We start from the raw sequence: 24,479 nt of genomic DNA on the forward strand, positions 1-24,479 counted from the left end.
TAGACCTTCTGGAGCTTCGCCGTGACCTCGGCGCGCTTCTTCTCGTCCTTGGTCTTCGTGTCACCCTTGCCGCCGTCGACCTGCTTCCCGGCGGCGGCGCGGGTCGCGGTCAGGGCGGTCATGGCCTGGGCGCCGGAGGCCGCCGCGCCCTCTTTCGCCGAGGAAAGCTGCTGGTTCTCCGCAGACCGGCCCTTCGCGGGGGCCTTCGCGGAGTCCGTTTCGGCTGTCTTCTTGGCGGAGAGCGCCTCGTCGAACTCCGGCTCGTTGCCCTTGGCGAGCTGTTCCTCGGTGATCTCGGCGTCGGCCATCGCCTGGTCGTTGGCGGCCGGGCCCTCGGAGAAGTCCGTGACCGCCGCCGGCTGCTTCGCCGGGATCGCGTCGGACGCCGAGGGGGCGCCCGGGTTCGGCGGGGCCTGGTCCGGGGTGAGGGGGGTGACCTCTTTGTCCTGGGCGGCCGACGTGTCGGGCGGGGCCTTCGTCGCCGTGTCGATGTCCTTGGCCGAGGACTCCTTGCCGTCGGTGACCTTCCCGTCGACCTCGTCCTTGACCTTGTCGGCCTTCCCCGACTTGGAGAACTTGTCGGCCTCGTCGAGGTTCTTGGGCGCCTGCGCGTCGATCGCCTTGTTCACCGCGTCGACGAACGCCTTCTTGTCGAACTCGCCCGGCTTCGCGGCATTCATCTTCTCCGCGTTCGCCGCCTTGCCCTGCGCCTCCTTGTCGTCCGGGGGCGCCACGGCCGCGTCCTGCGAGGCCTTCGACTCCGCAGCCGCGGGCGGGTGGACGGCGATCCGTGTCCTCTTCGCCGCCACGTCCGCCTTGACCGCCCGGAAACCCGGGGCCTGGGCCGGGGACGGCTTCACCGGGGCCGTGTAGCGCTGGGCCACCAGGCGTGACACCGCCGCGTTCCCCGCCGTCCGCTGGAGCCGTTGGAGCGAGCGGCGGTCCATGGACGGAGAGGGGGACGGAGACGGTGTCGTGGGGGGCCGGTCCGTGCGGGAGACGGTGCCGGTACGGGTCGGTGTCGTGGGGGCCTTCTCCGGAACCGCCTTCACTCCCCGACCCTCCCGCCAGCCCTCGGTCGCCCGGACGTGGTGCCTGTCAGGGTGCCGGGCGCGGCCATGGGTGGGCGGAGTGTGCGCGGGCGAGGGCGGGGGCACCACCGGACGGTTCGTACGGGGCTGACGCGTTGCCTCTTCGGGCAGCCGCCGGTGCACGGCAGGGCGGCCGTGCATCCGTTCCCGGTGATCGAACGAGTGGCGAGAATTGCCGGCGTTCCCCGGTCGTGGAACGGGGCGAGCAGCACGTCGAGGAGCGCGTCAAGGAGAGGCTCATATGCCGTCGTACCTGTCCCCGGGTGTCTACGTCGAAGAGGTCGATTCCGGATCCCGGCCGATCGAAGGGGTGGGCACGTCCGTCGCCGCCTTCGTGGGATTCGCCCAGCGGGGACCCTTCGACGAGCCGACGCTGATCACGAACTGGAGCCAGTTCGTCAGCACCTTCGGCGACTTCGTCGACGGTACGTACCTCGCCTCCTCCGTCCACGGCTTCTTCTCCAACGGCGGTGGCATCTGCTACGTCGTACGGATCGACGACGGTTCCGCGCAGGACGGCGACGGGGAGAGCGGCGAGCCGGCCGCCGGGGCGGAGGTCCAGGTCGGGCCGTACGCCGTGAAGCCCCGGCCCGGCGTGGCCGGGGAGATCAGTGTCGAGGTCACGGAGGCCGAGGGGGACGATCCGCCCTCCGACGTCTTCCAGCTCATCGTGAAGCGCGACGGCCAGGTCGCCGAGACGTACCCGTCCGTCACGACGAAGCGCAGCAAGGAGAACGTCGCCACCCGGGTCAACGCCAGGTCCGAGCTCATCGAGGTACGGGAGTCGGGGCGCGGCGCGGCGCCCGCCCGGCCCGAGCCGCAGGCCGTCACCCTCGCGCCCGCCGCTCCCGTCGCCGGTGGTGCCGGGGCGCTGACGCCCGAGCTGTACGTCGGTGACGCCGACCGCCGGACCGGACTGGGCGGACTGGAAGCGGTCGACGAGGTCACCATGGTCGCGATCCCCGACCTGATGAGTGCCCTGCAACGCGGACTGCTGGACCTGGACGCGGTGATCGCCGTCCAGCAGGGGCTGATCTCGCACTGCCGGCTGATGGGCGACCGCGTCGCCATCCTCGACCCGCCGCCGGGCTTCTCGCCCCAGCAGATCAAGGGCTGGCGCACCGATCGCGCCAACTACGACTCCAAGTACGCGACCCTGTACTACCCCTGGATCAGCATCGCCACCCCCGCGTCCGGTGGCCGCCCCGTCCTCGTACCGCCGAGCGGGCACATCGCCGGGGTCTGGGCGCGCAACGACGACACCCGGGGAGTGCACAAGGCCCCGGCGAACGAAGTCGTACGGGGCGCTGTGGCGTTGCAGACGCAGCTGACCAAGGGCGAACACGACCTGCTCAACCCGATCGGCCTCAACTGCATCCGGTCCTTCCCCGGGCGGGGCATCCGGGTGTGGGGTGCGCGGACCCTCGCCTCGGATCCGGCCTGGCGGTACCTGAATGTGCGGCGGCTCTTCAACTACCTGGAGGAGTCGATCCTCGCCGGTACGCAGTGGGTCGTCTTCGAGCCGAACGACGATGCGCTCTGGGCCCGTATCCGCCGTACGGTCTCGGCCTTCCTGGTCAACGAATGGCGGAAGGGGTCGCTGTTCGGGCTGACCCCCGACGAGGCGTTCTATGTGAAATGTGACCGTGAGACCAACCCGCCCGAGAGTATCGACGCAGGTCAGGTCATCTGTGAGATCGGTGTCGCGCCGGTCAAGCCGGCCGAGTTCGTGGTGTTCCGGCTCTCCCAGCTGACCGGCGGCACGGGAGGGATCGACGAATGACCGGGATGACGTCCCGATCGGTGACCGGCCCATCTCTGAGCACGGCGTAAGGAGTCTGTTGTGCCACTTCCCGATCTCGACAGTTCCGTCGGGCATTCCTTCGGCCTTGAGTTCGACAGCGTCATCATCAAGCAGATCACCGAGGTCAGCGGTCTGAAGATGGAGCAGGACGTCATCGAGCTGAAGCAGAACACCGCCGACGGCAAGTACGCCATCAAGAAGCTGCCCGGACGCCCCAAGGCGGGAGAGGTCACCGTCACCCGTGGTCTCACGGAGGACAACAGCTTCGAGCGGTGGATCAAGGACTCGCGGTTCGGCCGTATGACGGACGCCCGCCGCAACGGCGCCGTCATCGTCTACGACTACGAGGGCATGCCGATCAAGCGCTACAAGCTGATCAACGCCTGGCCCAAGTCACTGGAGATCGGCACGCTCAAGGCCGGTGACACCTCGGTCCTGACGGAGAAGCTGGCGATCACGTACGAGAGCATGGAACTCGACTGATGCGGCGTACGGTCCAGTTCCAGAACCCGGGCCAGCAGCAGGCGGGGCCGACGGAGCGTGGGGAGCAGCCCCGCGCACCTCAACCCGAGCCTCTGCGCACCGAGTTCGCCTTCGAGCTGCCTCGTGGGTACGTCGACGATTCGGGCGCCGTGCACCGCAGCGGAGTGATGCGGCTCGCGACAGCCCGCGACGAACTGGTGCCGTTGCGGGACGACCGGGTGCGGGAGAACTCCGCGTACCTGTCCGTCGTGCTGATCGCCCGCGTCGTCACCCGGATCGGAACCGTCGAGGACATCCACCCGGGCGTCATCGAGGATCTGTTCGCCTCCGACCTGGCGTTCCTCCAGGACTTCTACCGGCGGATCAACGCCGAGGGCCACACGCGCGCCGCCGTCACCTGTCCGTCCTGCCAGGAGGAGTTCGCGGTGGATCTCGCCGGTGGCCGCCTGGGGGAATCGTGACGTACGCGGCCGACCTGCTCTACGAGGAGGTCGCGTACCTCGCCTATCACTTCCACTGGCCGCTCGATGACCTGCTGGACCTGGAACATCCGGAACGCCTGAAGTTCGTCGCACAGGTCGCTCGCCTCAACGGGCAGTAGCGAGTAGCGCAGGGGAGACGAGGGATCCATGGGGCTGATGTCCTGGCTGCGCGGAGGTCGTTCCCGTGGTGAGTCCGCGCCGGCCGGCGCTGCGGAGGGTCCACGAGCGGGCGGGAGCGACGCGGTTGGTACGGCTGACGCGGGTGGTACGGCTGGTACGGCTGACGCGGGTGCGCGGAGCGACCGTGTCGATGTGAGCCGGCTCGTGCCCATCCAGCGGACCGTCGCCGAGCAGGACCTCGTCATCGGCACCTCCGGGTTCGAGCAGTCGCTGACCACCCGCCGGGACACCGCACTCGGTACGCCGCTGGGGCACCTCGTCAGCCCAGAGGCGCCCGCCGGGCTCGTCCACGGGGTCACCGCGCCGGTGGTGGGCCCGCAGGCGGCGAGCACGGCTCAGCGGACCGTCGAGATGCCCATGCGGCGGGAGACCGTGCCGGGGCGTGAGGCGGTTTCCTCACCCGTACCGGCCGCCGTACCCGTACCGGCATCTGCGCCCGCCCCCGTACCCGCGCCCGTGCAGCGTGTTCACGGGGGTGGTGGCCCCGCCATGACGTCGGTCGGCGAGGGCGCGTTCGCGGATCTGCCCGTACGCCAACTCGTCGGTGAGCAGCCCCTCGTAGCGCCCCCGGCACTTCCGCCGACCCCGGCGGCCGGCGTCTCCGGCGCTGTTCAGCGCGCGGTGGGGTCTTCGGCTTCGGCGGGGGAGCCGCCCCGGCGCGTACCCGGACTCGGTGCGCCTCTGCCCGGTCTGCCTCCGACGGCTCAGCGACAGGCCGCCGCGTCCGTGCCCGGGGCCGCGGGCGAAGGCGGCGCCGAGGCGGTCGGGGAAGCGGGCGGGGAAGCCGGTCGCCCGGACGCGGGTGAGGTCACCGCGCCGCTCCTCGGTGACGATCCGCTCGTCGGCGTCGTGTCCGGCGAAGGCGAAGGCGAAGGCGAAGGCGAAGTCGGGGGTGAGGGCGGGGGCGGGGGCGGGGTCGGGGGCAGGGATGCGGACGGGGGGAGCAGCGCCGGTGCGGCCCCTGTTCAGCGTTCCGTTGTCGCTCCTGCCGCGTCCGCCGTACCTGCTGTGTCCGCCCTCCCCACCGCTCCGTTGCTCGGCGACCGGCCGTTGGTTCCCCGTACCGCTGTCGGTACCGGCGGGAGCGAAGGGGTAATGGGGCCCGCTGTGCAGCGTTCCCCGGCGGACGGGGAGGCGTCGCGGGCCGGTCCCTCCGCCGCCGCGCCGGACGTCGTGGGCCCGGGGGCCGCTCCCTTTGCCGTGCCCGTGCGGTGGACCACCGCGGATTCGGGAGCGTCGGCGGTGGCGTCCGTGGGTCCGAACGCCGCACGGCCTGTCCCGGTGCAGCGGGCCGCCGTCCCCTTCCCGGGAGGAGTGCCCTCCGCGCCCTTCACGCCCTCGCGCCTTCCCGTGCAGCGGAAGGCGGGCGGAGGGCCCCCGCCGGTCCCGGCGTCCGTGTCGGGGGCGGGTGCAGGGGGCTTGTCCGGGGGCGGCGGCCAGGGCGCCATCCCCACGGCCGGGGCCTTCGCCGTCGCGGCCGGGGTCGCCCAGCGCATGCCCGACGGGAGCGTGGTCTTTCCGACCGCCCCGTCCTCTTCGTTCCCCTCGTCCTCTTCGTTCCCCTCGTCCCCTTCGTTCTCCTCCGGCACCTCGCGGCCCGTCGTGCAGCGGGACGCGGAGATCAGCGAGGAGCCCTCGCCGCCCGATCCCGCACCCGAACCCGGCTCCGTACCCGATTCCGTACCGGACATGGAGCCGGAACCCGGTCCCGATGCCGCGTCCGCCGATGGAGGGGACGCGGGGACGAACCGGGCCGATGGGACCGGGGCCGGCCGGGGTGGTGCGCCGGTGGTGACGGACGAGCTGGTCCGGGCCCTGTACGCACCGCTCAGCCGTCTCCTCAAGGCCGACCTCCGACTGGAACGCGAACGCGCCGGATTCCTGATCAACACCCGCCACTGATGACTACTCGCCACTGATGACCACGCGTCACCGACGGCCACGCGGCCCTGGCGGCCACGCGTCACCGACGACCACCCGCCACCGATCACCACCCAGTGAGAGAGGTACGAGTCATGGCCACCGCCCAGGACGGCGACCCCGCCGTCAGCGTCTGCTTCGTCGTGACCATCGACGACATCGAGCTGGGGTCGTTCAACACATGTGACGGCCTGGGGTGCGAAGTGGTGCTCGAAACCCGCGAGGAGGGCGGCAACAACGGCCACCTCTGGCAACTGCCGACCCGGCTGAAGTACTCCAACGTGAAGCTGTCCCGGCCGCTCACCCGGGAGACGGAGAAGGTGGCGCGCTGGTTCGCCACGATGACGACCGGCTTCAGCCGTAAGACCGCGCACATCGAGGCGCGGACGGGGGACGGGCGGAAGGTGGCCGAGTGGGGGCTGCTGGAGGTCGTTCCGGTGCGCTGGACCGGTCCTTCCTTCACGCCCGAGTCGCCGAAGGTCGCGATGGAGACGATCGAGATCGCCCATCACGGCTATGTGATGGAGGGCTGAGCACATGGCCGGGGCAGGACCCATCGCCTTCAGCGCCGCCGGTACGTCGGGGGTGGCGTCCGCCGCGAAGGGCGGCTCGGCCCGGCCCAAGCTGGAGCACGCCTACCTGGAGCTGCGGACCCCGCCGACCGGTGGCGGGCTGACGCCCGGCGGGCCGTGCGGGCGGATCGACTTCCAGTTCAACCCGAAGGAGCTGAGCCTGACCAAGGCGGCGTCCTGGAAGCGGACTCCGGCCAAGGGGGCGAAGAGCTCCGGGCCGCCGGAGTACCAGGGGTCACAGCCCAGCAAGCTCACCGTCGAGATGTTCTTCGACGCCAGTGACACCCAGGACACCCGGGTGGTGACCTCGGTGGAGCAGCTGTTCGCGTGCTGCGTGCCGACGAACGAGACCCGGCAGCAGCAGCGCTCCTCACCGCCGTGGGTGGTCTTCCACTGGGGCGGGCTGACGGGGTTCCCCGGGTACGTCAGTCAAGTGGCCGCGAAATACACCCTGTTCACCACTTCCGGGGTGCCGATCCGGGCTGTCTGCCAGGTCACGATGGAGGAGATCAGCGGGGAGACACCGGGGCAGAACCCGACCTCGGGCGCCCTGGCCGCCCGGCGCGTGCACCGGGTGGACGCCGGGGACTCGCTGCCGTCGCTGGCCCACCGGGAATACGGGGACGCCGGTGCCTGGCGGGTGATAGCCGAGGCGAACGGCATCGACGACCCGATGCGGATCGCGCCGGGGACCCAGCTCCTGCTGCCCGCCCTCGACGAACTGAGCCGGCTCCAGGGGTCCGCCGACCGGGAGGGGCGGGGCTGATGGCGCACCAGGGCGTCGCCACCGCGCTGGTGGTGGAGTTCGGTGGCACACCGCTGCCGGCGAAGTTCGTGAACACGCTGGTCGAGGGGTACGTCGACGACAGCCGTACGCTCCCGGACCTGTTCCTGCTGCGGTTCCGGGACCCGGACCGGGTGCTTCTGGAACAGGCCGGGCTGAAGATCGGCAGCGAGGCCCGGCTGCTGGCCCGCGCGGGCGGTGACACGGCTCCCAAGCCGCTGCTCGACGGGGTGGTGACCGCCCTGGAGGTGGAGCTGGACGAGACCGGAACGTTCACCGTCGTACGTGGACTCGACGAGTCGCACCGCCTCTTCCGGGGGCGGCGGGTGGCCAGCTACCAGAACATGACCCTCGCCGACATCTGCGGCCAGGTCGCCCGGCGCGCCGGGCTGAAGCCCGGGAACGTGGACATCGCCGGGCCCGTACTCGAACACATCGCCCAGCCCAACATCACCGACTGGGAGTTCGTACGCGGCCTCGCCGAGGAGGCCGGGGCCCAGGCGTACGTGCGCGACGGGCAGTTGCACATCACCCGGCCCGCCGAGGCGAGCGGGGCGCCGGACGGTTCGGCGCGTGCCGACCGCGATCCGCTCGTCCTGGAGCTGGGCAGCAATCTCCTGCGCTGCCGGGCCGGGGTGTCCGCCGCCGAGCAGGTCTCCGAGGTGGAGGTGCGCGGCTGGGACGTCCAGGCCAAGCAGCCGCTGGTGGGCAGGGCGCCGGCGGGGAAGTCCTCGACGCTGGAGCTGGGCGTGACGGCGGCGGAGGTGTGCGCCCCGTTCGGCGAGGCGCGGTTCGTGGTGACGGACGCGGCGTACGGGGCCCAGGCGCAGGTCGACCAGGCGGCGAAGGCCCTGGCGGAGCGGATCGCCGGGTCGTTCGCGGAGCTGGAGGCGGTGATCCGGGGCAACCCGGAGGTCAGGGCGGGCAGCGCGGTGGCACTGAACGCGGTGGGCGCGCCGTTCGAGGGCCGGTACACGGTGACGTCCTCGCGCCATGTCTTCGACGCCGTACGGGGGTACGAGACCTGGATCACGGTCTCCGGGCAGCAGGAGCGCTCGTTGTTCGGGCTGACCGGGGGAGCGCCGGGCGGGAGCGGTGGCGGCGGCAACGGTGGGTCGCGCTGCGCCGGGCTGGTCAGCGGGACCGTGACGGACACCCAGGACCCGGAGGGTTCGGGGCGGGTCAAGGTCAGGTTCCCGTGGCTGTCGGACGAGTACGCGAGCGACTGGGCGCGTACGGCGCAGTCGGGCGGGACGGGCGGCGGCGAGGCGTTCATCCCGGAGGTCGGCGACGAGGTGCTGGTCGGGTTCGAGCACGGGCATCTGGACCGGCCGTACGTGCTGGCCGGGCTGTACAACGGGCAGGACCGGCCGGGAGGCGGCTCGGGAGGCGGTGGCGGCTCCGGGGCAGGTGGTGTTCCTGCGGCCACTGGTGTTTCTGGGGCTGGTGGTGCTCAGGGGGGCGGTCCGGGGGGAGGCTCCGGGGCCGGTGGTGCTCCGGGTGGCGGTGACGGAGGTGAGCTGGTCGACCCCACGAGCGGTGCCGTGAACCGGCGCACCTTCGCCTCCAGGAGCGGCAACCAGTTGGAGCTGCTGGACGCGGCGAACGGCCCGCAGGGCGTCAGGCTCCGTACCGGCGACGGCAAGCTCACCATCGACCTCGACCGCAGGGGCACGGCCATCGTCATCCACAGCGACGGCAGCGTGACGATCGAGGCCAAGGAGCAGGTCTCCATCACGGCGGCCAAGGGTGTCGCCCTGGACGCCGGGCGCGGCGCTCTCGAACTCTCCGGTGACAGCGTCACCTTGACGTCCCGCAGTGGTGTGGCGCTGGACGGCGGCACCGGAAAGGTCGCGCTCTCCACGGGTGGAGCGGTGGAGGTGCAGGGGGGCCAGGTCTCGGTCAACGGCACCCGGCGCACCGACATCAAGAGCGGGGCCTCGGTGTCCGTGAACGCCCCGATGATCAAGCTCAACTGACGTACGCGCACCAGAGGAACGCAAGGGAAGCACGCACAGGATCACGTGACACGAACACGCACAGGAACCCGCACAGGAACCCGCACACGAACACGCACACGAACAGGAGTGGACCGCATGTCGGCAGCAGCAGCCGCAGCCGCCCGGGTCGGCGACCCCACCGGGCACCCCGGCACGGTCGGGCCGCCCGGTGTGCCGTCCGTGCTCATCGGCGGGCAGCCCGCCGCCACGGTCGGGACCCCGCACCAGTGCGCGTCCCCCGCCGCCCATCCGCCGTCCGTCATCGCGCCGCCCGGCAGCTACACCGTGCTGATCGGCGGGCAGCCCGCCGCCCGGGTCGGGGACCTGGCGGGCTGCGGGGCGCCGGTCGTGTCCGGGTGCGCGTCGGTGCTGATCGGGGGCTGAGTCGGCATGGGACAGCAGTTCATCGGAGCGGGCTGGGCGTTCCCGCCGCGTACGGACGCCACCGGGTCGATCGCGCTCGTGCGCGGCGAGCACGAGCTGGAGGAGTCGATCCGGCTGATCCTGGCGACCTCGCCGGGGGAGCGGCCGATGCGGCCGGAGTTCGGCTGCGCCGTCAACGACTACGTGTTCGCGCCCGCCGACGCGGGGACCGCGGGGCAGCTCGCGTACGAGGTGCGTCTCGCGCTGGAGCGCTGGGAGCCCCGGATCGAGGTGGCCGAGGTCGTCGTCCGGTTCGACGAGGCGGACGAGGGGGTGCTCTACATCGACATCGGGTACACCGTGCGCGGTGCCAACGACCCCCGGAATCTGGTCTTCCCGTTCTATGTGATTCCGCAGCACGCCCAGGAAGCGACCTACGACGAGGAGACCGGCGCGTGACGCTGCCCAGTCCGCATCTGGACGACCGCCGCTTCCAGGGCCTGGTGGACGAGGCCAAGCGCCTGGTGCAGCAGCGCTGCCCGGAGTGGACCGACCACAATGTGTCCGACCCCGGGGTGACGCTCATCGAGGCGTTCGCGACCATGGTTGACCAGCTCGTCTACCGGGTGAACCGGGTGCCGGAGAAGAGCTATCTGACCTTCCTCGACCTGATCGGGGTGCGGCTCCACCCGCCCACGGCCGCGCACACCGATGTGACGTTCCGGCTGTCCGCACCGCAGCCCGAGCCGGTGGTGGTGCGGGCCGGCACGGAGGTCGCCACGGTCCGTACGGAGACGGAGGAGGCGGTCGTCTTCACCACCTCCGAGACCCTGACCATCGTGCCCTGCGCCTTCGCCCATCTCGCCACCTGGCCCTCGCCCGGGGAGGCCGTGGACCGTACGGAGGAGCTGGCGCTCGGGCGGGACGTGGCGTGCTTCGGGGCCACCCCGGCGCCGGGGGACTGTCTGTACGTGGGGCTGTCGGCGGCCGTTCCGGCGGGCGTGCTCGTCCTGCGGCTGGACTGCGGGGTCGAGGGCGTCGGCGTCGACCCGTTGCGGCCACCGCTGCTCTGGGAGGCGTGGGACGGCACCGCCTGGACGGTCTGCGATGTCGAGAAGGACGACACGGGCGGCTTCAACCGTTCCGGTGAGCTGATCCTGCACCTGCCGAGGACGCATGTCCCGGCGGCCGTGGTGCGGCGTACCGGCGGCTGGCTGCGCTGCCGTCTGATCGAGGCGGAGCCGGGCCAGCCGACGTACATGGCACCGCCCGTGGTCCGCCGGATCACCGCGTTCACGATCGGCGCGACCGTCGCCGCCGAGCACGCGGAGACCGTCGCCGACGAGGTGCTGGGGGCGGCGGAGGGGGTGCCGGGCCAGGTGTTCACACTGGCGCGCCCGCCCGTGGTTCCCGGCGAGTTCGTCGTCGAGGTGTCCGGCCCGGTGGGCGGTGACGGGGTCACCCGGTGGACCCGGGTCGACGACTTCGCGCACTCCGGGCCCGAGGACCGCCATGTCACGCTGGACGCGAACTCCGGGCGGGTCGAGTTCGGCCCCGCCGTACGGGAACGGGACGGCGGCATCCGCTACTACGGCGACGTCCCGGACAAGGGCGCGGTCGTCCGGGTGCGCTCCTACCGCACGGGGGGCGGGCTGCGCGGCAACGTCGCCCGGTCCACCCTGCGGGTCCTGCGCAGCGCGATCCCGTATGTGGCCCGGGTGGAGAACCGCCGTCCGGCGCTCGGCGGGGTCGATGGCGAGAGCGTCGACAGCGCCCGGGTGCGCGGGCCGATGACCCTGCGGACCCTGCACCGGGCCGTCGTGCCGCACGACTACGAGCTGCTGGCCCGCGAGATCGCCCCGGACGCGGCACGGGTGCACTGCATCCGGGCCGGGGAGGACGGCGAAGGGGCAGGTGGTGCCGCGACCGGCGGAGCGGGCGGGGCGGGTACGGGCGGGGCGGCGCCGGGGAACGGTGGCGCCGGGGGGCACACGGGCGCGGGCGCCGACGCGGGCGGGGTGCGGCTGCTCGTCGTACCGGCCGGACGCAGCGACGAACAGGGCCGGATCGAGTTCGACGAACTCATCCCGCCCGCCCACACGCTGGGCCTCATCGCGCAGCATCTGGACGCCCGCCGTCCGATCGGTGCCCGGCTGGTCGTCGAGCCGCCGTTCTACCAGGGCGTCACCGTCGTGGCCACGGTGCAGGCCGAGCGCGGGGCGGTCGTCGAGCGGGTCCGGGAGACGGCGCTGACCGCGCTGTACGGGTACTTCAACCCGCTGACCGGGGGGCCGAACGGGCAGGGCTGGCCGTTCGGCCGGCCGATCCAGTCGGGCGAGGCGTTCGCCGTGCTCCAGCGGGTGCCGGGGGTGGACCTGGTGGAGGACGTACGCCTCTACCGGGCCGACCCGGTGACCGGCGAGCGCACGGACGCCACCACCAGGATTCCGCTGGACCGGCACGCCCTGGTCTTCAGCTACGAGCACGCGCTCCGGGTACGGGAGGGCTGAACCGATGCGTACCGGCGTTCCCGGTCTCCCGACCCCGCACCCGCTGATCGAGCAACTGCCCGCCGTCTACCTGGAGCAGGACTTCCTCCAGCGCTTCCTCGCCGCGCTCGACGACGTACTCGCCCCGGTCCTGCTCACCATCGACAACCTCCCCGCCCACCTCGACCCCCGCAGCGCCCCCGACGACTTCCTGGACTGGCTGGCCCAGTGGGTGGCCGTGGAGCCGTACGAGGACAGCACCCCGGACCGGCAACGGGCCGCGGTCCGGGGCGCGGTGGCGCGGCACGCGCGGCGCGGGACGCCGCGGGGGCTGGCGGAGGCGGTGCGGCTGGAGACCGGCACCGAACCGGAGATCGTGGAAAGCGGCGGTACGGCGTGGTCGACCCGGCCCCTCACCCCGCTGCCGGGCCTGCCGCGTGCCTGGGTGACGGTCCGGGTCCGCGAACCGGAAGCGGGGCGGGGACGGCGCGTCGACCGGGTGCGGCTGGAGGAACTGATCGGTACGGAGGTTCCCGCGCACGTCGGGTTCACGCTGGAGATCCTGCCGCCGGCCGGGAGTCCGGGGCCGGTGGCTTCGGGGGGTGAGGCGGAGTGATCTGCGAGTCGTGCGGCCACCGGAACCCGCCGGGGCGCGAGTTCTGCGCGTCCTGCGAGGCGTTCCTGGCCTGGGAGCCGGAGCCGGGGCCGGGGCCGGTACACGGGCCGGGGCCGGCTCCGGGAGGAGGGGCGGGTGCGGGTGCGGGGGGTGCGCCCTCCGCGCAACCGCCCGCGTCTGTAGGACCGCCCATGCCACCGGCTGTGCCAGTACAGCCGCCTGTACAAGCACCAGTACAGCCGCCAAACCAGCCGCCAGTACAGCCGCCTGTGCCACCGGCCGTGCCTGTTCAGCAGCCCGTACGACCGTCCGTGCCTGCGCGACCGCCTGTGCCACCGGCTGTGCCAGTGCAGCCGCCCGTGCTTGGGCCTCCGGTTGTGCCTCGGCCTCCGCCGGCTCGGCCGGTTGCGCCCGCGCCCGCGCCGGTTGCGCCGGTTGCGCCCGCGCCGGAGCCGCTCCCCGTACGCCCCACGCCCGCACCCACCCCCGTACCCCTGCCCGTACCCCCACCGACCGCTCCGGCTCCGCTGTCCGGCACCGCTGCTCCCCGGCGCCCCGGGGAAGGGACGGACGACGGGCGCGCTCCGGGGCCCGACGCGTGGCCCGATCCAGGGCCGGGACCGGTCGTCCCCGAGACGCCGGGCCCCGTCGCCTCCGGGGCACCGGTGCGCTGCCCCAACTGCCGTACGGAGAACGCGCCGGGGCGCACGCTCTGTGTCCGCTGCGCCCTGCTCCTCGACCCCGGCCCGCCTCCCGGCATCCGCCCGCCGTGGTGGCGGCGGCTCTTCAGCCGAGGTCCCCGGCAGGCCCACGCGGCCGGGGCCAGGCCGAGGCGCGGGTGGCGGCGGCCGAGGCTCGGGCTGCCGGTCGTGCTGCTGCTGGTGGCCGTCGGGATCTGGTTCGCGCTTCCGCATCTGCCCGGTCTGTTCGGCTTCGCGAAGGAGGAGACGGGCACTCCCGAGTCGGTGCCGCCGTCCGTGTTCCGCGGCTCCAGCGCGGTGTCGGGCCATCCGGCGGGTGCGGCCTTCGACGGGTTCAACAACCGCTACTGGGCACCGAAGGAGGCCGGGGACGGCGCCGGGGAGTATCTGGAGTGCGACTTCGCCCAGCCGGTACGGGTGATGAAGGTCGTCGTGTTCTCCGGGACCTCGGCGCGCAAGGACGAGTTCCTCACGCAGGCACGCCCGGCGCGGCTCACCGTGGTGCTGACCGCGAAGGACGGCAAGGAGACGCGCCGGACGCTCAGGCTGCGGGACCAGGCGGGGCAGCAGACCTTCGACGTGCGCGGCTCGGACACCGTACGGGCCCGGCTCACGGTCGACTCGGCGTACGGCACGGGGGAGGGGCGCCGGGTGGCCGTGGCGGAGATCGAGTTCTTCGGGCGGAGGCCGTAGCCCCTGCCCCCTGCTTCCTGCCCCCTGCTTCCTGCCCCCTGCCCCCTGCTTCCTGGCTTCCTGCCTGTGCCGCTGCGGTTGCCGCTGCTTCCGCTCCTGCTTCTGCTCCTGCCGTCGGCATGGGCCACCGGTCTTGACTTGAAGTGCACGCGAACACGCAGACTCCGTTCCCGTCGCCCGCACGCACGATCCGCAGCGGGCCGTACGAGGGGAACTCCATGCGCTACCGCACGATCGGCAACGACCCGAGCACACGCCGCGAGGTCAGTGTCCTGAGCCTCGGCGCCATGCTGTTCGGTACGGCGACCGACGAGGCGACGTCGTTCGCGATCCTGGACCGGTACGTCGAGGCGGGCGGCACCTTCGTCGACACGTCCAACAACTACGCGTTCTGGTTCACCGGCAGCCGGGGCGGCGAGAGCGAGGGTGTCCTCGGCCGCTGGCGCCGCAGCCGGGGGGCCGGCGACGAGATCGTGGTCGCGACCAAGCTCGGCGCGAGCCCGCTCGCGGAGGGTACGAGCTACGTCGACAACGCCGAGGGGCTGTCTGCCGACGCGATCCGGCGGGCCGCCGAGCGCAGCCGGGAACGCCTCGGCACCGAACGGCTCGACCTCCTCTACGCGCACATCGAGGACCCGCGCGTGCCGCTGGAGGAGACCGTCGAGGGCTTCGCCGCGCTGGTGGCCGAGGGCACGGTGGGCCTGCTCGGTGTCAGCAACCACTGGACGTGGAAGGTGGAGCGGGCCCGGCGCATCGCGGCATCGGCCGGGCTGCCCGGGTACGAGGTGCTCCAGTACCACCACACGTATCTGCGCCAGCGAATCGACCTGCCCGGCCAGCTCTCCGACGACGGACACCAGGGCCTGGTCGGCGGGGACATGCTGAGCTATCTGCGGACCGAGCCGGGACTGGCGATGGTGGCCTACTCGCCCCTGCTGAGCGGCGGTTACGTACGGGAGGACCGCCCGCTCGGCCCCGCCCACGACCACGCGGGCACCCCGGCCCGTCTCGCTGTCCTGCGCGAGGTGGCGAAGGAGACCGGCGCGACCGTGAACCAGGTGGTGCTGTCCTGGCTGATCGGGGGCGACCTGCCGGTGATCCCGCTGGTCGGCGCGTCGTCCGTGGCACAGCTGGAGGAGAGCCTGGCGGCGGTGGAGCTGGAGCTCAGCCCGGAGCAGCGCGCCCGCATGGACGCGGCCGGGTGAGGCGCCCGGCCGCACCGCCCGGTTTCGCGCCCGGTTCCGCGCCCGCCTCCCCAATCGCCTCCCCATCCGCCTTCCCATCCGCCTCCCCCACCCGTTTCCCGGCCCGGATTCACGGAGACGGGGGCAGCGCGTCCGCCCGGCTCCGCAGATAGCGCGCCTCGGGTTCGCTGAGGGTGCGGTCGGCGGCCGACCGGTAGGCGGCGCGCGCCCCGGCCGGGTCGCCTGCCCGCTCCAGCAGATGGGCCCGTACGGCGTCGAGCCGATGGTGTCCGGCCAACGGGCCCTCCAGCAGGGCGACTTCCGCCAGACCCGCCCGCGGGCCACGCACCATGGCCACGGCGACCGCCCGCCCCAGCGCGGCCATCGGGTCGCGGGTGCGGTGCACGAGGATGTCGTACAGGGCGAGGATCTGCGGCCAGTCCGTGTCGTCGGCGCGCTCCGCCTCGTCGTGCAGGGCGGCGATGGCGGCCTGGAGCTGGTAGTCCCCGGCGGGTCCCTGGGACAGCGCCTCCTCGGCGAGCGCGGAGCCCTCCTCGATCGCGGAGCGGTCCCAGCGGGTGCGGTCCTGTTCGTCGAGGGGGATCAGCTCACCGTCCGGGCCGGTGCGCGCCGGGCTGCGGGCCTCGGTGAGGAGCATGAGCGCCAGCAGCCCGGTCACCCGGCCCTCCCGGGGCAGGAGACGTCGTACCGACCGGGTCAGCCGGACGGCCTCGTGGGCGAGATCCGCACGGTGCAGGGCGGGGCCGGAGGAAGCGGTGTAACCCTCGTTGAAGATCAGGTAGAGCACCTGGAGCACGGCGGCCAGCCGCGTGTCACGGTCCTCGGGACCCGGCTGCCGGAACGGGGTCCCGTGCACCTTGTGCTTGGCCCGGCTGATCCGCTGGGCCATGGTCGCCTCGGGCACCAGGTGCGCGCGGGCGATCTCGGCGGTGGTCAGGCCGCCGACCGCACGCAGGGTGAGCGCGATCTGCGCGGCGGGGGAGAGCGCCGGGTGGCAGCACAGGAAGAGCAGGGTGAGGGTGTCGTCCTCGGAGGGGGCACGGCTCTCCCCGGGCGGCGGTGCGGTGAAGGCGTCCCTCGGGGTGAGCGCCGCCGCCGTCTCCTCGCGTCTGCGCCGGGCCGAGTCGGCGCGCAGCCGGTCGGTCAGCCGCCGGGACGCGATCCTGATGAGCCAGCCGCGGGGGTTGTCCGGCACACCCTCTTCCGGCCATTGTCGTGCCGCCGCGAGAAGGGCCTCCTGCACCGCGTCCTCGGCCGCGTCGAAGTGCCCGTACCGCCGTACGAGCGCGCCGAGGACCTGCGGCGCGTGCAGGCGCAACAGGTCCTCGATCCGGTCCTCGATCCGGTTCCCGATCCGGTCCTCCTCATGGCTCACATGCGGCCTCCGGCCTTCGGCGTACTCAGCACTCGCCCTGGATGGGGCGGATGACCACCGGATACTCGGGTGCGCCCTCGGGCTGCGGGCAGAGCGCGATACGCGCCGCGATCTCGGTGACCCGCTCCAGGCTCTCGCAGTCGAGCACCCAGTACCCGGCGAGCAGTTCCTTGGTCTCCCCGTACGGCCCGTCCGAGATCACCGGCCGGCCGTCCTTGCCCGCGCTCACGAAACGGGTCTGCGCGGGTTCGGTGAGACCGTTGGCGTCCACGAGCTCACCGGACTCGGCGAGGTCGTTGTTGACGCTCTCCATGAAGGCGAACATCTTCCGCATGTCCTCCTCGCTCCAGGTCACGCTGTGCTCGGATCCCTTGCCGGACATCGTGTCGTAGTCGGCCTGGGTGCCCTGGACCATCACCAGATACTTCATGAGTCCGCTCCTCGGTTCCTGTGTCCGCCCGGGGGTCGGGCGGCTTTCACAGGGGACGTCGGAGCCGGGGACGGTTTCTCGACACCACGCGCGGAACTTCTCCGGAATCACTCGGCCTGCCCCGTACGGGGTGGTGCCGCCGGGACGCCGGTTGCCGGAGAATTGCCCGTATGAGCGTCAAGGAGACCCCGACTTCGACCGTGCCCGCAGCCGCGGACGCGTTGTCCGGACCGCCCGGACCGCCCGGCCTGACGGGACCGTCCGGACCACCCGGCCTGCCCATGGGGCTGCGCGAACGGAAGAAGCTGCGGACCCGGCGGAGCATCCGGCGCGAGGCCTACCGCCTGTTCGCGGAGCAGGGGTACGAGGAGACCACCGTGGACCAGATCGCCTGCGCGGCCGAGGTCTCCCCGAGCACGCTCTTCCGTTACTTCCCGGCCAAGGAGGACATCGTCCTGGCCGATGACCGGGGGCAGGACCACGACCACGGTCAGGTTCTCTCGCTGGCCCGCGCGCTCCGGGCCCGTGCGGCCACCGGCGAGCCGGTCGTGGACGCCGTACGCCACGCGCTGACCGAGTCCCTGGGCGAACTGTCGGCCGCCGACCGGGAGGAGCTGCTGTTCCGGACCCGGCTGGGTCTCCGCGACCCCGCCGTCCGGGCCCGCAGGCTGGACGAGCAGCAGCACGGCCAGGACCTCGTCGCGGAACTGATCGCCGAGCGCACCGGGCGCCCGCCGGGCGACCTGGAGGCCCACTGCGCCGCCGCGGCGGTCGTCGCGGTGTTCACCGCCGTCGTACGGCACTGGGCCGAGGGTGACGGGACGGCGGATCTCGCGGCGCTGTACGACCACCATCTGGGGCTGCTCGCGGAGGGGCTGCGCATCTGAGGGAAGGGCCCGTTAAGTAGAGTTTCGGCTGCGTCTCCCACCCCCGACCACGCCGACCAGCACCCGGCCGCCCTGCCTGTCTCCTTTCTCTTCCTCTTCCTCCCTCTCCACGTTCCTTCCCTTCCCCTCCCCTTCCTCCCCTGCCCGAACACCGAGGTCCCGGCTGTGTCTCCTGCCCCCAAGCCCGCGCACCCCGTGTCCGTCGTGGGGATCGGCGCCGACGGCTGGGCGGGGCTGTCCGCTCCGGCGCGCACCGCGCTCCAGGGCGCCGGCGTACTGATCGGCGGCGAGCGCCAGCTCGCGCTGCTCCCCGCATCGTGCGCCGGGCGGCGCGTGCCCTGGCCGTCCCCGCTGCGTCCCGCCGTCCCGCGCCTCCTCGCCGAACACCGGGGCAGCACTGTCGCCGTGCTGGCCAGCGGGGACCCGATGTTCTACGGGATCGGCAGGGCGCTCACCGAGGAACTGGGCGCCGGGGCGCTGCACGTCCTGCCGCACCCGTCCTCGGTGTCGTACGCCTGCGCACGCCTCGGCTGGCCGGTGGAGGACACCGAGGTCGTCACCCTCGTGGGCCGCCCCGCCGCCCGGCTGGCCGCCGCGCTGTACGACGGCCGCCGCCTCCTGGTCCTGAGCGCCGACGCGGCCACGCCCGCCGCCGTCGCCGCCCTGCTGCGCGAGCACGGCTTCGGCCCGAGCCGGCTGCGGGTGCTGGAACAGCTCGGCGCCGAGGGAGAGGCCCATGTCGACGGCACGGCCGACACCTGGGCGCACTTGCCCGGCGACCCGCTGAACGTCATCGCCGTCGAGTGCCGGAGCGCCCCGGACACGCTGCGGCTCGGCGCCGTACCCGGGCTGCCCGACGAGGCGTACGAGCACGACGGCCAGCTCACCAAGCGACACATCCGGGCCGCCACGCTCGGCACCCTGGCGCCCGCGCCCGGCGAACTCCTCTGGGACATCGGCGGCGGCTCCGGTTCGATCGCCGTCGAGTGGATGCGGGCCCATCCGTCGTGCCGGGCGATCACCGTGGAGCGGGACCCGGCGCGGGCCGCGCGCATCGTCCGCAACGCGGACCGGCTCGGGGTCCCCGCCCTGCGCGTGGTCACCGGCCCGGCCCCGGCGGCGCTGGCCGGACTGCCCGTGCCCGACGCGGTGTTCATCGGCGGCGGGCTGACCGCCCCCGGGCTGCTGGACGCCTGCTGGGACGCGCTGCCGCCAGGGGGCCGGCTGGTCGCCAACACGGTCACCCTGGAGTCCGAGGCGCTGCTCGCCGAGCGGTACCGGGCGTACGGCGGCGAGCTGGTGCGCCTTGCGGTGGCACACGCGGTACCCGTCGGCGGCTTCACCGGCTGGCGCCAGGCCATGCCCGTAACGCAGTGGTCGTGCCGCAAACCCCCAGCCCCAGCCCCAGGACCAGCCCCAGCCTCAGCAGACACCACAGGAGACACTCCATGACCGTGTACTTCATCGGCGCCGGACCGGGTGCGGCCGACCTGATCACGGTGCGCGGCGCCCGTATCCTCGCCGCCAGCCCGGTCTGTCTGTACGCGGGCAGCCTGGTCCCGGTCGAGTTGCTGGCCGAGTGCCCGGCGGACGCGCGGCTGGTCGACACGGCGAACCTCGACATCGAGCAGATCACGGCGGAGCTGGTACGGGCCCACGCCGAAGGCCACGACGTGGCGCGGCTGCACTCGGGCGACCCGTCGGTCTTCAGCGCGGTCAACGAGCAGATGCGGCGGCTGGACGAGGCGGAGGTGCCGTACGAGGTGGTGCCCGGGGTGCCCGCGTTCGCCGCCGCAGCCGCCGCGCTGAAACGCGAGCTGACCGTGCCGACCGTCGGCCAGACCGTGATCCTCACCCGGATCGCCCAGCGTGCGACCGCGATGCCCGAGGGCGAGGACCTGGCGACCCTGGGCCGCAGCGGCGCGCTGATCGTGCTGCACCTGGCGGCGGGGTACGTCGACCGGGTGGTGGCGGAACTGCTCCCGCACTACGGCGCGGACTGCCCGGCCGCCGTGGTGGCCATGGCGTCCCGGCCGGACGAGATCATCCTGCGGGGTTCGCTGGACTCCATCGCGGAGCAGGTGAAGGCGGCCGGAATCGTCCGGACAGCGGTGATCATGGTGGGCCGCACGCTGGGGGCGGAGCAGTTCCGCGACAGCCACCTGTACTCACCGGAGCGCGACCGTCACGTGTGCTGAAGCGAACAGATTGAGGGTCCGAAGGTGGCCGTCGAACGACCGCATGCCGCGCTCGAACTCCCTGAAGGGTCCTGGTGGGACTGGGACGTCCTCGCGTGGGGCCGTGATCAGTTCCGGCTTGCCGCCGATTTCGACCTCAGCTATCACCACGCGCTGGAACTGGTCTTCACCGCCCCGCTCTTGGTCCGCTGTCCGGCGGCCTTTCAGGATCCCGTCTTTCGCGCACCCACGCCCGAGGAGCTGCTGAGGGTCACGCAGCAGCTCGGCGGAAGGCCGCCTGTGCTGGTCGTCTTCGAAGCGGACGCCGGCGGGTGGGAGCCCGCCTCATGCCTTGTCGCCGCGGAGCGGCTCGACATCGTGCAGGAGACGGTCCTCAGGTACTGGCGAGAGGACGCGGCCCCCGACCAGCGGTTCGCTCCGTGGGTCCAGCTTCCGGGGCAGTGACGGCGCAGGGTTGGGAGTCACCGGACGTCTGCCGGACCGGATGTCAGCGCAGGGCGTGGGCGACACGCCGCCGGAGGGTCAGGTCGCCGACGGTGTCGGGGTCGCGCCATGCGGCACCGGTCACCTCCTCGGTCTGGAGCTGACCGATGTCGGCCGTGGTGCGGAAGAGGAAGCGGAAGTCGATGTGCTGGTGGTCGGGTTCCCCCTTGGCGTTGTTGGCGGGGATGGGGTGGACGTCGATGTGGACGGGCAGGTGACTCACTGCGGTGACGGCGTCGGCCGGAATCCCCGTCTCCTCGGCGAGCTCCCGCAGGGCCGCTTCCAGCAGCGTTTCGTCCGCGCTCTCCAGATGGCCGCCGGGCAGGAGCCACTTGTCCAGGGCGAGGTGGTGGACGTGAAGGATGCGCCCGTCCGGTCCGGCAAGGATCGCGCCGACGGTCGCATGGCCGCGGAACTCGTCGCGGACGGTGAGGTCTGCGCCGGAGTCCAGGAGGTCCAGGACGGGTGCGAGACCGGGCTTCTCCTCGGGGTGTTCGTCGAGGTAGGCGGTCAGGGTGGTGCGGAGGTGGGCTTCAGTGACGGGCAAGTCGATCACCTGTTGAAGTAGGAGAGCCAGGTCGCCGCGACGGCGGCTCGGTCGGCCGCGCTGACCTCGTGCATACCGGGGTCGAGGTTATTGCGGGTGAGCATCCTGATCGCGGCGAGGATCTCTGCCTGGATCAGGAAGATGAACGGTCCAACGCTGGCGCCGTGCAGGAAGTTGACGGCGTTCCCGCCGTTCGCCAGATAGAAGTAATGGCCTGTGGTCTGGTAGCGCGTGACATGGTCGCCGATCATCGTGCGGGTGTAGACGTTCGGCAGCCCGGCAAGGTCGAGTTCGTCCTCGCTGCTGGTGACGGTGGCGATGTAGGCGCCGTTGCGAAGGTGCGGGAAGTCCTCGCCCTGCAGGGAGACCGCGCCGGTCGCGCAGAGCACCAGTCCGGCCCCCGTCAACGCGCTCTCACGGTCGCGGGCGACGGCGAAGCCCTGGGAGAGGGCCTGGGTGCGGCGGACGGGGTCGATGTCGAAGACGGTGACCTGGACCCCCTTGGCGTGCAGCAGCCGGGCGATGCTGGAACCGAGCTTGCCGAAGCCGATGACCAGGGCGGGTCGTCCGTGCAGGATGTCGCCGCGTCCGCGCATGACGGCCTCGGTGGAGAAGACCACGGACTGGCCGACGAGAAAGTCCTCGGGGTCCTTCAGTGGCGAGCGGGCGACGGAGATGATGGGGCAGGGCAGCTTGTCGAGGTCCTCATATCGGCGGTGGCCGTTCTCGGTGTCCTCGATCACCCCGGCGATCCGGCCGGAGAAGCGTTCGTGGAGGTCGGTGAGGGCCGGAGCGAAGTAGCCGCCGACGTCCAGCAGCGCGACCGGCTCGCCGGCGGCCCGGGACTCGAAGTAGTCCAGGGCGGTGTCGGTCTCGGCGAACAGTTCGCGGGTCAGGGCGTCGACCGGGAAGGCCCGCTCGACCTCGCGCTGGGCGGACGGGCTGATGGACTTCGGCTTGGGCAGCACCGCCCGCAGTCTGGAGAGGGAGGCGACCGCGTGGACGAAGGCGGGTCGCTCGGGGAGCAGGTGGGTGACCAGGAAGGCCGCGGCCTGCTCGGCGGGGGCGAACTGGCCGACGATCTTGGAGAAGTAGGCGTCCAGACGGGCGCGTTCGAAGGATTCCACGGTAGTTCCCTCTCGTCGAGCGTGCGGGCCGTGCATGGAGAGACTGGGTGGTCCAGGTCGTGTGGACGGGGCCGAACAGGAGTCGGTCGGTGGCGAAGGCGGCGTCCAGGCAGGCGCCGACAGTGAGCGGGTCAGCACGGTGTCTCTCCGGCCCTGAAGTGCGACCGGAGGGTCGATGTCGGCCAGGGGCGGCCACGTCCGGTCCCTTCGTAGCCCATGAACGAGATGCTAGAAGTGCGGGGTTGACGGGCTATATGCTGTTTTCTCGAATTTGCTCGATGCCCTGCCAAGATTGCTGGTTCTTTCTCCTGGGCCCTGCCTGACCTCGTAGTGCCCGAGCCGAGGCCCCGGCCATGCTGTTGGCTCAGCACCCCTGGAAGGGAGAGCGTCATGACTCGTCAGTTGCGCTTCACGGGTACGGACAGCAAGGTCGATGGTTGCCCCGCCCTGCACACGGACGAGGGCACCGGAGAGATCATCGTTCAGGGCACACCCGTTACCGATCCCGGAGACCTCGCACAGCTCCAGCACTTCGGGCCGGGCGACGCGGCGGTCGCCGTGCCGCGCGAGCTGCTCGTGAACTGGGGACCGAAGGAGATGGAGCGGGTGCCGGAGATTGTCGACCGGGCTACCTTCCGGCGCCTCTTCGAGACCTTCAAGCACACCGCCTGGCGTCTTGAGACGCGGCGCGGTTACGCGTCGGACCGACAGGACCCCGACTTTCAGGCATTCTTGGCCACTGGCTCTTCGCCCTGCGACCCCACCGAGTCATGGTTCGTCAACATCCGGGTCCAGACAGACGCGGGCAAGCAGGTCGGCCGTGTCCGCATCGCCGACAACCCGCCAACCATGGAACAGCTGTTCCTGCTCGACTACGCCCGGCACAACGCGGCTGTCGGCGAGGACATCCGCTATCTCTGGCGCGAGGATGCGGTCGGCCTGCCCACAGAGGACTTCTGGATTTTCGACTCGCGCCTGGTTGCCCTGCTGCACTTCGACGACGAAGACAAGCTGTTGAACATCGAGCTGATCACCGAGCCGGCCGACGTCGTGCGCTATGCCGTCACGCGCGACGCGGCGATGCACCACGCCGTGCCGTTCGGCCAGTTCGCCACGCAGGTGGCTCCGATCACATAGTGCGTGTGACCGGTGAGTACTGACTATCAACAGGCACGGGCGGCCTTGGGGATACGGCTGCGTGAACTCCGCCTCTCGCGTCCCGGAGGCCGGCTCACCGGTCAGCAACTCGCGCAGCGGCTCGACTGGCCAGGCTCCAAGGTCAGCAAGCTGGAGAACGGCAGACAGACGGCCACCCCCGCGGATCTGAGGTCGTGGGCCGACGCGACCGAGCAGCCAGGCGCGTATGCCGAACTCGCGGCGCGACTGGCCGGGTTCGAGTCCCACATCAGGTCTTGGCGTCGTGCGCTGGCGAACGGCTTCAAGCCGCTGCACGAGGGGCTGAGCGCGGAGATCGACCGCACCTCACAGATGTGGATCTGGGAAGAGTCGGTGGTCCCCGGGCTGCTGCAGACTCCCGATTACGCGCGCCACGTCATCCAGCGCTATTCGGAGTTGCTGGGCGGAGCCAGAGACATCGAGGACGCGGTGCGCTCCCGGGCGCGGCGGCAGGAGTGGCTGTACCGGCCCGGTCGCAAGCTGCACGTGTTGATATGGGAAGCCGCGTTGCGCTCGCTGATCTGTCCTCCCTCTGTGCTGGTCTCTCAGCTCGATCGCCTCACAGGTGTGATCGGGATGGACACGGTGGAGCTTGGCATTGTCCCGTTCACGGCGTCCGTCAAGATCGTGCCTGCCAATGGCTTCTGGGTCCTTGATGACCGCTTGGTCGTCGCGGAGGACTGGCACGCCGAGCTGTGGCTGGACGACTCCGACAACGTCGCCTTGTACACGAAGGTCTGGAAGACCCTCCGAGGGTCGGCTGTCCACGGTGCCGAAGCCCACAACGTCATCAACGCGGCCAGGCGCGCATTGAACACGCCTTGAGCGCGGTCCGGACTCCGTGCACCAACTGCGCAGTATCGAGAGCGTCAA

General features: G+C 71.9%; 24 protein-coding genes and 1 pseudogene. 20 read left to right on the forward strand and 5 right to left on the reverse strand.

Annotated features, from left to right (window positions below; all coding sequences use genetic code 11):
- A pseudogene (locus tag ABT170_RS38415) lies at nt 1-947 on the reverse strand (hypothetical protein); the annotation flags it as partial.
- A 385-nt stretch (nt 948-1,332) separates the two neighbouring features.
- On the opposite strand from ABT170_RS38415, the gene ABT170_RS38420 reads away from it, so the two are divergent.
- The 14 genes from ABT170_RS38420 to ABT170_RS38485 all read left to right on the forward strand — a co-directional run bounded on the left by ABT170_RS38420 (nt 1,333) and on the right by ABT170_RS38485 (nt 15,383).
- Entirely contained in the window at nt 1,333-2,874 is a 1,542-nt protein-coding gene (locus tag ABT170_RS38420; RefSeq protein WP_351875507.1) for a phage tail sheath family protein, read from the forward strand.
- A gap of 60 nt (nt 2,875-2,934) precedes the next feature.
- A complete protein-coding gene (locus tag ABT170_RS38425; protein ID WP_266932489.1) occupies nt 2,935-3,378 on the forward strand; it encodes a phage tail protein in 444 nt (147 codons plus the stop codon).
- Nucleotides 3,378-3,839: a hypothetical protein gene (locus ABT170_RS38430; RefSeq protein WP_351875510.1), complete on the forward strand. Its 462-nt coding sequence runs from the start codon at nt 3,378-3,380 to the stop codon at nt 3,837-3,839. The genes ABT170_RS38425 and ABT170_RS38430 overlap by 1 nt, the downstream gene beginning before the upstream one ends.
- On the forward strand, nt 3,836-3,979 hold the full coding sequence (locus tag ABT170_RS38435; protein ID WP_018099790.1) for a DUF6760 family protein: 144 nt from the start codon (nt 3,836-3,838) through the stop codon (nt 3,977-3,979). The genes ABT170_RS38430 and ABT170_RS38435 overlap by 4 nt, the downstream gene beginning before the upstream one ends.
- A gap of 193 nt (nt 3,980-4,172) precedes the next feature.
- A complete protein-coding gene (locus tag ABT170_RS38440) occupies nt 4,173-5,942 on the forward strand; it encodes a hypothetical protein (RefSeq protein WP_351875514.1) in 1,770 nt (589 codons plus the stop codon).
- Nucleotides 5,943-6,055: 113 nt separating this feature from the next.
- Entirely contained in the window at nt 6,056-6,493 is a 438-nt protein-coding gene (locus tag ABT170_RS38445) for a phage tail protein (protein ID WP_266932484.1), read from the forward strand.
- A 4-nt stretch (nt 6,494-6,497) separates the two neighbouring features.
- Nucleotides 6,498-7,298 carry a CIS tube protein gene (locus ABT170_RS38450; RefSeq protein ID WP_329944844.1) on the forward strand — a complete coding sequence of 267 codons (801 nt, stop codon included), beginning with the start codon at nt 6,498-6,500 and terminating at the stop codon, nt 7,296-7,298.
- Entirely contained in the window at nt 7,298-9,295 is a 1,998-nt protein-coding gene (locus ABT170_RS38455; protein ID WP_351875518.1) for a VgrG-related protein, read from the forward strand. The genes ABT170_RS38450 and ABT170_RS38455 overlap by 1 nt, the downstream gene beginning before the upstream one ends.
- Before the next feature lie 117 nt (nt 9,296-9,412).
- Nucleotides 9,413-9,700 (forward strand): PAAR domain-containing protein, encoded by a 288-nt coding sequence (locus ABT170_RS38460; RefSeq protein ID WP_351875521.1) that lies wholly within the window; start codon nt 9,413-9,415, stop codon nt 9,698-9,700.
- A gap of 6 nt (nt 9,701-9,706) precedes the next feature.
- Nucleotides 9,707-10,138 carry a GPW/gp25 family protein gene (locus tag ABT170_RS38465; RefSeq protein WP_329944847.1) on the forward strand — a complete coding sequence of 144 codons (432 nt, stop codon included), beginning with the start codon at nt 9,707-9,709 and terminating at the stop codon, nt 10,136-10,138.
- The gene (locus ABT170_RS38470) at nt 10,135-12,189 is read left to right on the forward strand and encodes a putative baseplate assembly protein (protein WP_329944848.1); all 2,055 of its coding nucleotides are present in this window, start codon (nt 10,135-10,137) and stop codon (nt 12,187-12,189) included. Before ABT170_RS38465 ends, ABT170_RS38470 begins: the two co-directional genes overlap by 4 nt.
- Nucleotides 12,190-12,193: 4 nt before the next feature.
- Nucleotides 12,194-12,784, forward strand: a complete 591-nt coding sequence (locus ABT170_RS38475; RefSeq protein ID WP_329944849.1) for a phage tail protein — start codon at nt 12,194-12,196, stop codon at nt 12,782-12,784.
- Between the two features lie 665 nt (nt 12,785-13,449).
- On the forward strand, nt 13,450-14,178 hold the full coding sequence (locus ABT170_RS38480) for a discoidin domain-containing protein (RefSeq protein ID WP_351875526.1): 729 nt from the start codon (nt 13,450-13,452) through the stop codon (nt 14,176-14,178).
- A 218-nt stretch (nt 14,179-14,396) separates the two neighbouring features.
- A complete protein-coding gene (locus ABT170_RS38485; RefSeq protein WP_329944851.1) occupies nt 14,397-15,383 on the forward strand; it encodes an aldo/keto reductase in 987 nt (328 codons plus the stop codon).
- Nucleotides 15,384-15,492: 109 nt separating this feature from the next.
- Here the strand turns inward: ABT170_RS38485 and ABT170_RS38490 are convergent, their stop codons facing one another.
- Together ABT170_RS38490 and ABT170_RS38495 are read right to left on the reverse strand one after the other, a co-directional pair.
- Complete coding sequence (locus ABT170_RS38490; protein WP_351875529.1) at nt 15,493-16,758, reverse strand: RNA polymerase sigma factor; 1,266 nt, start codon at nt 16,756-16,758, stop codon at nt 15,493-15,495.
- Between the two features lie 25 nt (nt 16,759-16,783).
- On the reverse strand, nt 16,784-17,188 hold the full coding sequence (locus tag ABT170_RS38495; protein WP_329944852.1) for a YciI family protein: 405 nt from the start codon (nt 17,186-17,188) through the stop codon (nt 16,784-16,786).
- Between the two features lie 170 nt (nt 17,189-17,358).
- Between ABT170_RS38495 and ABT170_RS38500 the strand changes: the two genes are divergently transcribed.
- From ABT170_RS38500 to ABT170_RS38515, 4 genes are all read left to right on the forward strand, one after another.
- Nucleotides 17,359-18,075: a TetR/AcrR family transcriptional regulator gene (locus tag ABT170_RS38500; RefSeq protein WP_351875532.1), complete on the forward strand. Its 717-nt coding sequence runs from the start codon at nt 17,359-17,361 to the stop codon at nt 18,073-18,075.
- A gap of 165 nt (nt 18,076-18,240) precedes the next feature.
- Nucleotides 18,241-19,527: a precorrin-6y C5,15-methyltransferase (decarboxylating) subunit CbiE gene (gene cbiE, locus ABT170_RS38505; RefSeq protein WP_351875535.1), complete on the forward strand. Its 1,287-nt coding sequence runs from the start codon at nt 18,241-18,243 to the stop codon at nt 19,525-19,527.
- Nucleotides 19,524-20,273 carry a precorrin-4 C(11)-methyltransferase gene (cobM, locus tag ABT170_RS38510; protein ID WP_351875538.1) on the forward strand — a complete coding sequence of 250 codons (750 nt, stop codon included), beginning with the start codon at nt 19,524-19,526 and terminating at the stop codon, nt 20,271-20,273. The genes cbiE and cobM overlap by 4 nt, the downstream gene beginning before the upstream one ends.
- 24 nt (nt 20,274-20,297) lie before the next feature.
- Nucleotides 20,298-20,717 carry a hypothetical protein gene (locus tag ABT170_RS38515; RefSeq protein WP_351875541.1) on the forward strand — a complete coding sequence of 140 codons (420 nt, stop codon included), beginning with the start codon at nt 20,298-20,300 and terminating at the stop codon, nt 20,715-20,717.
- A gap of 43 nt (nt 20,718-20,760) precedes the next feature.
- Here the strand turns inward: ABT170_RS38515 and ABT170_RS38520 are convergent, their stop codons facing one another.
- Both ABT170_RS38520 and ABT170_RS38525 read right to left on the reverse strand, forming a co-directional pair.
- Complete coding sequence (locus ABT170_RS38520; RefSeq protein ID WP_351875544.1) at nt 20,761-21,312, reverse strand: NUDIX hydrolase; 552 nt, start codon at nt 21,310-21,312, stop codon at nt 20,761-20,763.
- Nucleotides 21,309-22,430 carry an adenosylhomocysteinase gene (locus ABT170_RS38525; RefSeq protein WP_351875547.1) on the reverse strand — a complete coding sequence of 374 codons (1,122 nt, stop codon included), beginning with the start codon at nt 22,428-22,430 and terminating at the stop codon, nt 21,309-21,311. The genes ABT170_RS38520 and ABT170_RS38525 overlap by 4 nt, the downstream gene beginning before the upstream one ends.
- A gap of 390 nt (nt 22,431-22,820) precedes the next feature.
- Between ABT170_RS38525 and ABT170_RS38530 the strand changes: the two genes are divergently transcribed.
- Nucleotides 22,821-23,567 (forward strand): DUF6879 family protein, encoded by a 747-nt coding sequence (locus tag ABT170_RS38530; protein ID WP_351875549.1) that lies wholly within the window; start codon nt 22,821-22,823, stop codon nt 23,565-23,567.
- Nucleotides 23,568-23,579: 12 nt separating this feature from the next.
- Nucleotides 23,580-24,431, forward strand: coding sequence for a helix-turn-helix domain-containing protein (locus ABT170_RS38535; protein WP_351875552.1), 852 nt, complete (start codon nt 23,580-23,582; stop codon nt 24,429-24,431).
- The last annotated feature ends 48 nt before the right edge of the window (nt 24,432-24,479 follow it).

Source organism: Streptomyces sp. NPDC001787, from assembly GCF_040297465.1.
Taxonomy (GTDB): domain Bacteria; phylum Actinomycetota; class Actinomycetes; order Streptomycetales; family Streptomycetaceae; genus Streptomyces.

Coding starts and splice junctions, on each gene's coding strand:
- cobM (WP_351875538.1), top strand. CDS start 19,524: ATGACCGTGTACTTCATCGGCGCCGGACCGGGTGCGGCCGACCTGATC.
- ABT170_RS38420 (WP_351875507.1), top strand. CDS start 1,333: ATGCCGTCGTACCTGTCCCCGGGTGTCTACGTCGAAGAGGTCGATTCC.
- ABT170_RS38455 (WP_351875518.1), top strand. CDS start 7,298: ATGGCGCACCAGGGCGTCGCCACCGCGCTGGTGGTGGAGTTCGGTGGC.
- ABT170_RS38445 (WP_266932484.1), top strand. CDS start 6,056: ATGGCCACCGCCCAGGACGGCGACCCCGCCGTCAGCGTCTGCTTCGTC.
- ABT170_RS38450 (WP_329944844.1), top strand. CDS start 6,498: ATGGCCGGGGCAGGACCCATCGCCTTCAGCGCCGCCGGTACGTCGGGG.
- ABT170_RS38500 (WP_351875532.1), top strand. CDS start 17,359: ATGAGCGTCAAGGAGACCCCGACTTCGACCGTGCCCGCAGCCGCGGAC.
- ABT170_RS38495 (WP_329944852.1), bottom strand. CDS start 17,188: ATGAAGTATCTGGTGATGGTCCAGGGCACCCAGGCCGACTACGACACG.
- ABT170_RS38430 (WP_351875510.1), top strand. CDS start 3,378: ATGCGGCGTACGGTCCAGTTCCAGAACCCGGGCCAGCAGCAGGCGGGG.
- ABT170_RS38460 (WP_351875521.1), top strand. CDS start 9,413: ATGTCGGCAGCAGCAGCCGCAGCCGCCCGGGTCGGCGACCCCACCGGG.
- ABT170_RS38475 (WP_329944849.1), top strand. CDS start 12,194: ATGCGTACCGGCGTTCCCGGTCTCCCGACCCCGCACCCGCTGATCGAG.
- ABT170_RS38530 (WP_351875549.1), top strand. CDS start 22,821: ATGACTCGTCAGTTGCGCTTCACGGGTACGGACAGCAAGGTCGATGGT.
- ABT170_RS38485 (WP_329944851.1), top strand. CDS start 14,397: ATGCGCTACCGCACGATCGGCAACGACCCGAGCACACGCCGCGAGGTC.
- ABT170_RS38465 (WP_329944847.1), top strand. CDS start 9,707: ATGGGACAGCAGTTCATCGGAGCGGGCTGGGCGTTCCCGCCGCGTACG.